Source organism: Xanthobacter pollutisoli (assembly GCF_040044995.1).
GTDB lineage: Bacteria > Pseudomonadota > Alphaproteobacteria > Rhizobiales > Xanthobacteraceae > Xanthobacter.
On the sequence record NZ_JBDZDP010000009.1, the window covers coordinates 20,465 to 32,074 of the forward strand.

The following is an 11,610-nucleotide window of genomic DNA, read 5'->3' on the forward strand; positions in this document are numbered from 1 at the left end:
ATGGACATGCGAGTGGGGGGCGGCTCCGCGCATCAAAGGCACGCAGGATGGGCCGTCTCGATCGCTACATCTTCTCCACGGCCGCGGTCGCCTTCCTCGGTGTCGTGGTGGTGCTCGCCGGCATGATCTGGGCGACCCAGGCCCTGCGCCAGCTCGATCTTGTCACCAGCCAGGGCCAGACCATCCTCGCCTTCGTCGCCATCACCAGCCTCACCATGCCGACCCTGGTGCTGGTGATCGCGCCGGCGGCGCTGTTCATCGCCACCGCCTACACCCTGCTCAAGCTGAACGGCGACAGCGAGATCGTGGTGATGGCGGCGACCGGCATGGGGCCATGGCGGCTGCTGCGCCCGCTCATCATCCTCGCCATGCTTGTCTCGCTCTTCTGCGCCGCCCTCGCCGTCCAGATCGTGCCGTCGAGCCTCTCCACCTTCCGCGAGCAGGTGACGAAAGTGCGCGCGGACGTGGTGTCCTTCGTGGCCCAGCCGGGGCGCTTCGTGAACCTGTCCCAGGGCCTCGTCTTCCACGTGCGCGAGCGCGCCGCCAATGGGGTGATGCGCGGCATCTTCATCAACGACGCCCGCGACAAGGAGGTCTCCACCTATCTCGCCGACCGCGGCCAGATCATCGAGAACGAGGCCGGCGTTTTCCTGGTGCTGGAGAACGGCTCGATCCATCGCCGGGGCGGGGACCCCAAGAGCACGGCCTCGGGCTCCTCGGTGGTGGAGTTCCAGCGCTACGCCTTCGACCTCTCATCCCTCGCGCCGAACAACAAGGGCGTGGACATCAAGCCCGTGGAGCGCCCGCTCGCCTACGTGCTGAACCCGCCGCCCTCCGACATGTATGTGCGCTTCTTCCCCGGCCGCTACCGCGAGGAGCTGCACAAGCGCCTCTCCGCCGGGCTCTACCCCTTGGCCTTCTTCGCCATCGCTGCGGCCGCGCTCGCCTTGCCCCGGACCACACGGCAGAGCCGCAATTCGGCACTGTTCGTCATCATCCCGGCCATGGGGCTGGTGCAGATCGGCAATTTCGCCATCGCCGGGCAATTGAAGACCAATGCGGCGGCGGTGCCGCTGATCTACGCGCTGCCTATCGTGACCGTCCTCATCTGCGCCATGATCCTCCAGGGCTGGATCCGGCTGGCACCGCCGGCGGCGCTGGTGGCGCTGGCCGATGCGGTGCGCCAGCGCTTCACGCGGCGGGCGGCGGCCTGACGATGATCGGTCGCATTCTCGGATTTTATTTCGCGCGGCGCTTCGCGCAGGCCGTCGCGGTCATCTTCCTGTCCTGCGTCACGCTCATCGTGCTCGTGGACTTCCTGGAGATGGCGCGGCGCACCGCGGACCGCGAGCAGGTCTCCATCGGGCTGGTCGCCCTCATCACCATCTATCGCGCCCCGTCCTTCACCGAACAGTTGCTGCCCTTCGCCGTGCTGTTCGGGGCCATGGCGACCTTCGTGCTGCTCTCCCGCCGTCTGGAGCTGGTGGTGGCCCGGGCGGTGGGGCTCTCGGTCTGGCAGTTCATCACGCCCCTGGTGCTGGTGGCCTTCCTCATCGGCGTCTTTGCCACCTGCGTCTTCAATCCGGTCTCGGCCGAGTTCAAGGAGCGGGCGAACCAGATGGAAGGGGAGATCTTCTCTTCCGGCCCCTCCTCCCCCTCCCTGACGCAGGGGAAGAAGGAGTTCTGGGTGCGCCAGCAGAGTGTCGATGGCCAGTCCATCATCCAGGCGGCCGCATCCCGGCAGGGCGGCCGCATCCTCTCCGGCGTGGTGGTGTTCGAGTTCGACAAGGCCGGCGCTCTCGTGGAGCGGGTGGAGGCGAAATCTGCAACTTTGGGAGATGGTGCATGGTTTCTTACCGAGGCCAAGGTGCTCGTTCCCGGCCTCGACATGCAGTCCTATGCTACCTACCTGATTCCGACGAACCTCGATCCGAAGCAGGTCCAGGATTCGCTGATCGCCCCGGAAACCGTGTCGTTTTGGCAACTCCCGTCAGCCATTCGCAGTGCGGAACAGTCCGGCTTCGGCGCGGAAAAATACCGCCTCCAGCTCCAGAGCCTGCTTGCCCGGCCGTTTCTGCTGGTGGCAATGGTCCTGATTGCCGCGGTGGTGGGGCTGCGCCTGTTCCGGTTCGGCGGGGTGGGCCAGACGATTCTCGGTGGCGTGCTGGCGGGCTTTCTGCTTTATGTTGGGACCAAGCTCGCCGAGGATCTCGGGGAGGCCGGAGTCGTTCATCCCGTTGCCGCAGCGTGGTTTCCTGCGGCCGCGGGGATTTTGCTGGGGGCACTCATTCTGTTGCACCGGGAGGACGGATGACGGTCGGGCTTACCCCCGCCGGAGGAATGGCCGCCAAGGCCCGCCGCGCGACCGCGCGGTGGACGGGCGGGCTTGCGTCCACGGCTGCCCTGCTCCTGCTTCTCGCCGGTATCTCCGGAACGATGGATGGCGCGCGCGCCCAGGGTGCGACTGCGCCCGCCGCGGCGCAGAACACCACCCCCGGCGCCAACGTTCTCACCGCCCGCAAGCTCGACCCGAACCAGAAGATGCTGGTGACGGCCGACCAGCTGGAATACGACTACCAGCGCGACACCGTCTCCGCGGTGGGCAACGTCCAGATCTATTATGACGGCGCCACGCTGGAGGCGCGCCGCGTGGTGCTCGACCGCAAGGCCAACACCCTGCGCGCAGAGGGCAACGCCCGCCTCAAGGACAAGGACGGCAAGGTCCTCACCGCCGACACCCTCGAGCTGACGCAGGATTTCAAGCGGGGCTTCATCGATTCCCTGCGCCTCGACACCCCGGACAACACCCATTTCGCCGCCACCCGCGCCGACCGCACGGATGGCAACGTCACGGTGTTCCAGAACGGCATCTACACGGCCTGCGAGCCGTGCAAGGACGACCCGTCCAAGCCGCCGCTGTGGCAGATCAAGGCCAAGAAGATCGTCCACAACGACGACGAGAAGATGATCTACTACCAGGATGCCTGGGTTGAGTTCTTCGGCATGCCGGTGGCCTATTTCCCGTATCTGTCCTCGCCCGACCCGACGGTGAAGCGCAAGACCGGCTTCCTGATGCCGGAATTCTTCTCCTCGAGCCAGATCGGCTACGGGGTCACGGTTCCTTTCTTCTGGAACATCGCCCCCGACCGCGACCTCACCCTCAGCCCGGCCTTCGTGACCCAGCAGGGCCTGCTGATGCAGGGCGAGTGGCGCCAGCGCCTGATCAACGGCAGCTACGCCATCCGCGCCGCCGGCATCGTGCAGGAGAACCCGCAGGACTTCATCACCACGTCCAACGGCCTGACCGAGATCCTGCCGGGCTTTCGCGAGAACCGCGGCGCCGTGGAGAGCTCCGGCGCCTTCGCGCTCAACAAGTTCTGGACCTTCGGCTGGGACGCGACCGTCGTCTCCGACCGCACTTTCCTGCGCGACTACAACCTGATCGGCGACACCGTCACCACCAAGACCTCGTCCGTCTACCTGACCGGACAGGGGGACAGGTCGTATTTCGACGTCCGCGGCCTCTATTTCCTCGGCCTCGCCGTGACCGACGACCAGGACCGCCAGCCCATCGTGGGCACGCTCAATTACAGCAAGGTGTTCGACAAGGCCCTGTGGGGCGGCGAGGCGGGTCTCAAGATCAACCTCACCAGCCTGACCCGCGAGCAGGCCGACTTCATCGGCACGTCCGAGCTGACCTCCGCCATCGGTACCACCGGCGTGCCGACCGGCGCCTGCACCGTGCTCGCGCCCAACTCTCGCGAGTGCCTGCTGCGCGGCGCACCGGGCGACTACACCCGCCTGTCCGGCGACGTGTACTGGAAGAAGACGATCACCGATGCCATCGGCCAGCAGTGGACGCCCTTCGTCACCGCGCGGGTGGATGTCGCCTCGGTGGATACGGGCTTCCTGCCGCTCAACTACCAGTTCGGCTCCGTCTTCCCCGGCCAGAACCCGCTCCAGTCGGGCAGTGACGACCTGATCCGCGCCATGCCGGCGGTGGGCCTCGACTACAAATACCCCTTCATTTCGGCGGAGAGCTGGGGCACCCAGACCATCGAGCCGCGGGCCCAGGTCATCATCCGTCCCAACGAGAGCGACATCGGCCGCTTCCCCAACGAGGACGCCCAGAGCCTGGTGTTCGACGACACCAACCTCTTCGAGATCAACAAATATTCGGGCTACGACCGGGTCGAGGGCGGCAGCCGGCTGAACCTCGGCGTCACCTATACGGCGGCGGTCCACGGCGCCGGCCTGTTCACCGCGGTGGTCGGCCAGTCCTACAATCTGTTCGGCAAGAACTCGTTTGCCTATGGCGACATGGCCAACACCGGCCTGGAATCGGGGCTCGAGACCTCCGCCTCCGACTACATCGCCAAGTTCGGCTACTCGCCCACCAAATATCTGGAGTTCGTGACCCGCTTCCGCTTCGACGAGGAGAATTTCTCCATGCAGCGCTTCGAGCTGCAGGCGCGGGCGGAGATCGACCGGTTCAACGTCGCGGTCACCTACGGCCGCTACGAGGCGCAGCCCCTGCTCGGCTATTACGACCGCCGCGAGGGCGTCTACACCAACGCCTCCTACAAGCTGACCGACAACTGGGCGCTGCGCGGCGCCATCCGCTACGACTTCGCCGCCGCCGAGGTGGACTACACCCTGGTCGGCCTCAGCTATATCGACGATTGCTTCACCCTCGCGCTCAACTACATCTCCGACTACACCCTCAACGGCCCCAACGCGCCGCCGGTGAACAAGGTGATGTTCCGCATCGGGCTGCGCACGCTCGGCGAGGGCGGCTTCTCGACCAGCTTCGGCTCCTCCGGCAGCGACAGCTCCAACTGAGTCATCGCTGGGTTCCCGGCACCCGGCGGAGGGCCGCATTGCCGCCACAGGAAGACGACAAAAGTCGCAGGAGCCCTTCGGACAGGACCATGCCGCTGCATCGCCTCCTCTTGCTTGCCTTCGCCCTTCTCACCGCGGTCCTTGTCGGCGCGCCCGCCCGCGCGCAGCAGATCGTGGTCATGGTCAACGGCGACCCCATCACCACCTACGACGTCTCCCAGCGCCAGCGCATGCACGAGCTCATCGAGCGCAAGTCCATCAGCGCCAAGGACGCGCTGGAGACCCTCATCGACGAGCGCATCAAGATCCAGCAGGCCATCAGGCTGAAGCTTGATGTGGACCAGGCGGACGTGGACCGCTTGTACGCCCAGGTGGCGGAGCGCTCGGGCCGCACGCCGGAGCAGCTCTCCGCCGGCTTCAAGCAGTCGGGGCTCGACGATCGCACCTTCAAGCAGAAGCTGCTCGCCGATTACGTGTGGGGCCAGTATGTGCGCGCCCGCTCGGGCACGGTGAACATCCGCGACGCCGACGTCATCGCCGCCCTTCAGAAGCGCGGCGAGACCCAGATGATCGCCACCGAATACACCCTGATGCCCATCGTGTTCGTGGTGCCCCGCACCTCCGGCAATTACGGCGCCCGCCTCGCCGAGGCGAATGCGCTGCGCGGCCGTTTCAATGATTGCGACAGCGGCGCGGAGATGGCGAAATCCCTCAAGGAAGTGGTGGTGCGCCCCAAGGTGACGCGTCTGTCTTCCGAAATGCCGGGCCCGCTCAAGCAGATCCTCGACAAGACCGAGATTGGCAAGCTCACCCCGCCTGAGGTGGCGCAGAGCGGGGTCGAGACCTTCGCCATGTGCGGCAAGCGCGAAGTGCGCGGCGAGAGCTCGCAGAAGCGCGAGATCAAGGACGAGCTGAGCTCCTCCCAGTTCACCGCCGAATCCAAGAAGTTCATGGCGGAGCTGAGGAAGCAATCGCTCATCGACTACCGCCGCTGATCCGTCCGCCCCGCGCCGTCTCCCGCCCGTGCTATGGTCGGGGCGCGCCCACCCTGGGCTTTCCGCTTTCCCGTTCGCGACACTGCCCTGATGGCCGCCCCGCTCCTGCTCTCCCTCGGCGATCCCGCCGGCATCGGCCCCGACATCGCGCTCGGCGCCTTCATGCTGCGGCGGGAGGCGCGCCTGCCGGCCTTCCTCGTCGCCGGCGATCCCGAGGCGTTGAAGGCGCGGGCGCGCCGCCTCGCTCTCGACGTGCCGGTGGCCGAGGCAACTGCGGAAGATGCGGCCGCGCTTTTCGCCGACGCCCTGCCCGTTCTGCGCACCGGCCCGGCCTTCACCGGCGGGCCTGGCGTGCCGGACAAGAGCTCGGCTGCCTGCGTGCGTGCTGCTCTCAATGCCGGGATGGATCTGCTGGAGGCGGGCCGGGTCGCGGCGCTCGTCACCAATCCCCTGTCCAAGGCGGTGATGTACGAGGCCGGCTTTCCCTTTCCCGGCCACACCGAATATCTCGCCGCGCGCGCGGCGCGGCCCGGGCGGCCGGCGCCCCACCCCGTGATGATGATCTGGTCCCCCCTGCTCGCCGTGGTGCCGGCCACCATCCACATTCCCTATGCCGAGGTGCCGGAACGCCTCACCGTGGACCTGCTGGTGGAAACCGGCCGCATCGTCGCCCGCGACATGGCCCGCCGCTTCGGTCTCGCCCGCCCCCGCCTCGCCTTCTGCGGGCTCAATCCCCACGCCGGGGAGGACGGCACCCTCGGCCGTGAGGACGAGACGATCGTGCGTCCCGCCGTGGCGGCGCTGAGCCGCGAGGGCATCGCCGCCGTGGGGCCGCTGCCGGCCGATACCCTGTTCCATCCCGAGGCGCGGGCGCGCTACGACGTGGCCGTGGGCATGTATCACGATCAGGTGCTGATCCCCGCCAAGACGCTGGCCTTCCACGACGGGGTGAACGTCACGCTCGGCCTGCCCTTCATCCGCACGTCGCCGGACCACGGCACGGCCTTCGACATCGCAGGCACCGGGCGGGCCGATCCGTCGAGCCTCATGGCGGCGTTGCGTCTCGCCCGTCGCCTCGCCGACGCGGAAGCGGAAGCGGGGAGCGCCCGTGCGGCGACGCCGCCAGCACTGGCGGGCACATGAGCGCCCTTGACGACCTGCCGCCGCTGCGCGACGTCATCCGCCGCCACGGCCTCTCGGCCCAGAAGTCGCTCGGCCAGAACTTCCTGCTGGACCTCAATCTCACCGGCCGCATCGCCCGGGCCTCGGGACCGCTGGAAGGCGTGACCATCGTGGAGGTCGGCCCCGGCCCCGGCGGCCTCACCCGCGCCCTGCTGGCGCTGGGGGCCGGACGCGTCATCGCCATCGAGCGCGACCGGCGCTGCATGGATGCCCTCGCCGAGGTGGCGGCGCATTATCCCGGCCGGCTGGACGTCATCGAGGGCGACGCGCTGAAGGTGGACGCACGCCCCCTGCTCGGCGCCGGCGAGGCGCGGGTGGTGGCGAACCTGCCCTACAATGTGGCGACGATCCTGCTGGTGGGCTGGCTGTCCACCGATCCGTGGCCGCCGTGGTTCTCGTCCCTCACCCTCATGTTCCAGAAGGAGGTGGCGGAGCGCATCGTCGCCGAGCCCGGCAGCAAGGCCTATGGCCGCCTCGCGGTTCTGGCCGGCTGGCGGACCAAGGCGCGGATCGCCTTTGACGTCGCCCCCTCCGCCTTCGTGCCGCCGCCCAAGGTGACCTCCTCGGTGGTCCACCTCGTGCCGCGCGCGGAGCCTTTGCCCTGCGCCCTGTCCGCCCTCGAAAAGGTGACGGAAGCCGCCTTCGGCCAGCGCCGCAAGATGCTGCGCCAGAGCCTGAAGTCGCTGGGCGTCGACCCCTTCCCGCTCCTCGCCGCCGCCGGCGTGGAAGAAACCGCACGCGCCGAGGAGATCGACGTGGCGGGCTTCGTGCGGCTGGCCAATGCCTATTCGGAGGGGCTCGGGCGCCCGTTCGGCGCCCTCGCCGCCCTGCGCTGAGTTATTCCGCCGCCTCAACCCGCGCCGGATCGTAGTTGAGGATGGGGGCGAGCCAGCGCTCGGCCTCCTCCACGCTCCAGCCCTTGCGGGCGGCATAGTCCTCCACCTGGTCGCGCTCGATGCGGCCGACGCCGAAATAGACGCTCTCCGGGTGGCCGAAATAGAGGCCCGACACCGCCGCGCCTGGCCACATGGCGAAGCTCTCGGTGAGATGGATGCCCGCCTTGGCGGTGACGTCCAGTAGCTCGAAGATGGTCGCCTTCTCGGTGTGGTCGGGCTGGGCAGGGTAGCCCGGCGCCGGGCGAATGCCGCGGTAGCGCTCGGCGATCAGATCGTCATTCGGCAGCGCCTCGTCGGCGGCATAGCCCCAGAAGCGGGTGCGGACCAGATGGTGCAGCCGCTCCGCGAACGCCTCGGCGAGGCGATCGCACAACGCCTTGAGCAGAATGGCGGAATAATCGTCGTTGGCGGCCTTGAAGGCGGCCACCCGCTCCTCCTCGCCGATGCCAGCCGTCACCGCAAAGCCGCCGACATAATCGGGAACACCGGTTTCCAGCGGCGCGACGAAATCGGAGAGCGCGAGGTTGAAGCGCCCGTCCCGTCGCGCCAGCTGCTGGCGCAGGGTGTGCAGGGTGGCGAGCGGCGTCTTGCGGGTGTCGTCGCGGAACAGAAGGATGTCGTCGCCCACCGCATTGGCCGGCCAGAAGCCGAAGACGGCGCGGGCCGTCACCCACTTCTCCTCCACCATCTTCTTGAGCATGGCCTGCGCGTCTGCGAACAGGGCGCGGGCGGGCTCGCCCACCACCGCGTCGTCGAGGATGGCGGGGTAGCGCCCGGTGAGCTCCCAGGACTGGAAGAAGGGCGTCCAGTCGATATAGGGCACGAGGTCGGCGAGGTCGTGGTCCTCGATCACCTCGGTGCCGAGGAATGTTGGCTTCTCCGGCACGTGGGCCGCGAAGTCGAGCTTCAGGCCATTGGCGCGAGCCTTGGCGAGGGGCACGCGCTGCTTGTTGGCGTCGGCGCGGGCGTGGGCCTCGGCGAGCTTCACGTATTCGGCGCGGATGTCGGCCACATAGGCGCCCCGCGTGTCGGCGTTCAGCAGGTTGGAGACGACGCCGACCGCGCGGCTCGCGTCGGTGACATAGACCGCCTGCCCGCGGGCGTAGCGCGGCGAGATCTTCACCGCCGTGTGCACGCGCGAGGTGGTGGCGCCGCCGATCAGCAGCGGCACGTCGAAACCCTCGCGCTCCATCTCGGCCGCGACATGGACCATCTCGTCGAGGGAGGGGGTGATGAGGCCGGAGAGGCCGATCACGTCCACCTTCTCCTCCTTGGCGATCTGCAGGATCTTGGCGGTGGGCACCATGACGCCGAGGTCGATGACCTCGTAATTGTTGCACTGGAGCACAACGCCCACGATGTTCTTGCCGATGTCGTGCACGTCGCCCTTCACGGTCGCCATCAGCACCTTGCCGGCGGCCGAGGCGGAGGTGACGCCCATCTCCTCCTTTTCCTTCTCCATGAAGGGCATGAGATAGGCCACCGCCTGCTTCATCACGCGGGCGGACTTCACCACCTGGGGCAGGAACATCTTACCGGCGCCGAACAGGTCGCCCACCACGTTCATGCCGGCCATGAGCGGGCCCTCGATGACGTGCAGCGGGCGAGCCACGGAGGCGCGCGCCTCCTCGGTGTCGGCCTCGACGAAATCGGTGATGCCGTTGACGAGGGCGTGCTCCAGCCGTTTCTCGACCGACCAGGTGCGCCAGGCGAGATCCGCCTCGCGCTTCTCCTTGCCGGCCGCGCCCTTGAAGCCCTCGGCGATCTCCAGCAGGCGCTCGGTGGCGTCGGCGCGGCGGTTCAGCACCACGTCCTCGCAGGCCTCGCGCAGCTTGGGCTCGATCTCGTCATAGACGGCCAGCTGGCCGGCATTGACGATGCCCATGTCCATGCCCGCCTGGATGGCGTGGTACAGGAACACGGCGTGCATGGCCTCGCGTACCGGCTCGTTGCCGCGGAACGAGAAGGAGAGGTTGGACACGCCGCCGGAGATGTGGGCGTGGGGCAGGCTCTGGCGGATGAAGCGCGTCGCCTCGATGAAGGCGACCCCGTAGCCCGCGTGCTCCTCGATGCCGGTCGCCACCGCGAACACGTTGGGATCGAAGATGATGTCTTCCGGCGGGAAGCCCACCTCCTCGGTGAGGATGCGGTAGGCGCGCTCGCAGATCTGCGTCTTGCGGGCGTAGGTGTCGGCCTGTCCCTGTTCGTCGAAGGCCATCACCACCACGGCGGCGCCGTAGCTGCGCACCAGGCGAGCCTTCTCGCGGAAGGCGTCCTCGCCCTCCTTCATGGAGATGGAGTTGACGATGCCCTTGCCCTGCAGGCGCTTCAGTCCCTCCTCGATGATCTCCCACTTGGAGCTATCCACCATCACCGGCACCTTGGCGATGTCCGGCTCGGCGGCCACAAGGTTGAGGAAGGTGATCATGGCCGCCTCGCTGTCGAGGAGGCCTTCGTCCATGTTGATGTCGATGACCTGGGCGCCGCTCTCCACCTGGTCGCGCGCCACCGCCAGCGCGGCGGGGAAGTCGCCCGTGGTCACGAGCTTGCGGAAGCGGGCCGACCCGGTGACGTTGGTGCGCTCGCCCACGTTCACGAACGGGATCTGAGGGGTGAGCTCGAACGGCTCGAGGCCGGAGAGGCGCAGGCGCGGCTCCAGCTCCGGCACCGGCCGGGGGGCCTTGTCCTTCACCACCTGGGCGATGGCGCGGATGTGCGCCGGAGTGGTGCCGCAGCAGCCGCCGACGATGTTCACGAGGCCGGACTGGGCGAATTCGCCCACCAGCTCCGCCATGGCCTCCGGGCTCTCGTCATACATGCCGAATTCGTTGGGCAGGCCGGCGTTGGGATAGGCGCAGACGAGGGTGTCCGCCACCCGGCCGATCTCCGCCACATGGGCGCGCATCTCCTTGGCCCCCAGCGCGCAGTTGAGGCCGATGGAGAAGGGCTGGGCGTGCCGCAGCGAATACCAGAAGGCGGTGGGCGTCTGGCCCGAGAGGGTGCGGCCGGAAAGGTCCGTGATGGTGCCGGAGATCATCACCGGCAGGCGCAGGCTGCGCTCGGCGAACAGCTTCTCGATGGCGAAGATGGCCGCCTTGGCGTTCAGCGTGTCGAAGATGGTCTCCACCAGCAGGATGTCGGCCCCGCCGTCAACGAGGCCGCGCGCCTGCTCGAAATAGGCATCCGCCAGCTCGTCGAAGGTCACGGCCCGGAAGCCGGGATCGTTCACGTCCGGCGAGATGGAGGCGGTGCGGTTGGTGGGGCCGAAGGCGCCGGCGACGAAGCGGGGGCGCCCGTCCTCCTTCTCGGCGATGTCGGCAGCCTCGCGGGCGAGACGCGCGCTCTCGAAATTCAATTCGTAGACGATCTCCTCCATGCCGTAATCGGCCTGGGCGATGGAGGTGCCGGAGAAGGTGTTGGTCTCCACCATGTCCGCGCCGGCGCGGTAATATTCAAGGTGGATGGCGCGCACCGCGTCGGGCTGGGTGAGGCACAGAAGGTCGTTGTTGCCCTTCACGTCCCGCGGCCAGTCCTTGAAGCGGTCGCCGCGATAGCCGGCCTCGTCCAGCTTCAATTGCTGGATCATGGTGCCCATGGCGCCGTCGAGCACCAGGATGCGCTCGGAGGCGGCCTTGGCGAGGGCGGCGGAAATGTCGGCGGCGCGGGCGGCTGTAGCGGTCATGGGGTCGTCTCGG

The 11,610-nt window shown here is 68.0% G+C and carries 7 protein-coding genes; 6 read left to right on the forward strand and 1 reads right to left on the reverse strand.

What is annotated here, in order from left to right; all coding sequences use genetic code 11:
* Window positions 1–47: 47 nt before the first annotated feature.
* From lptF to rsmA, 6 genes are all read left to right on the forward strand, one after another.
* Window positions 48–1,214 carry an LPS export ABC transporter permease LptF gene (gene lptF / locus ABLE93_RS17070; RefSeq protein ID WP_348841051.1) on the forward strand — a complete coding sequence of 389 codons (1,167 nt, stop codon included), beginning with the start codon at window positions 48–50 and terminating at the stop codon, window positions 1,212–1,214.
* Between the two features lie 2 nt (window positions 1,215–1,216).
* Window positions 1,217–2,314 carry an LPS export ABC transporter permease LptG gene (lptG, locus tag ABLE93_RS17075; protein ID WP_348841052.1) on the forward strand — a complete coding sequence of 366 codons (1,098 nt, stop codon included), beginning with the start codon at window positions 1,217–1,219 and terminating at the stop codon, window positions 2,312–2,314.
* On the forward strand, window positions 2,311–4,842 hold the full coding sequence (locus tag ABLE93_RS17080; RefSeq protein ID WP_348841053.1) for an LPS-assembly protein LptD: 2,532 nt from the start codon (window positions 2,311–2,313) through the stop codon (window positions 4,840–4,842). The genes lptG and ABLE93_RS17080 overlap by 4 nt, the downstream gene beginning before the upstream one ends.
* An 89-nt stretch (window positions 4,843–4,931) precedes the next feature.
* Window positions 4,932–5,837: a SurA N-terminal domain-containing protein gene (locus tag ABLE93_RS17085; RefSeq protein ID WP_348841054.1), complete on the forward strand. Its 906-nt coding sequence runs from the start codon at window positions 4,932–4,934 to the stop codon at window positions 5,835–5,837.
* Between the two features lie 90 nt (window positions 5,838–5,927).
* A complete protein-coding gene (gene pdxA, locus ABLE93_RS17090; protein ID WP_348841055.1) occupies window positions 5,928–6,980 on the forward strand; it encodes a 4-hydroxythreonine-4-phosphate dehydrogenase PdxA in 1,053 nt (350 codons plus the stop codon).
* Window positions 6,977–7,855, forward strand: coding sequence for a 16S rRNA (adenine(1518)-N(6)/adenine(1519)-N(6))-dimethyltransferase RsmA (rsmA, locus tag ABLE93_RS17095; protein ID WP_348841056.1), 879 nt, complete (start codon window positions 6,977–6,979; stop codon window positions 7,853–7,855). Before pdxA ends, rsmA begins: the two co-directional genes overlap by 4 nt.
* Window position 7,856: 1 nt before the next feature.
* Here rsmA and metH read toward each other — a convergent pair whose 3' ends face one another.
* Entirely contained in the window at window positions 7,857–11,597 is a 3,741-nt protein-coding gene (metH, locus tag ABLE93_RS17100; protein WP_348841057.1) for a methionine synthase, read from the reverse strand.
* Window positions 11,598–11,610 lie beyond the last annotated feature (13 nt).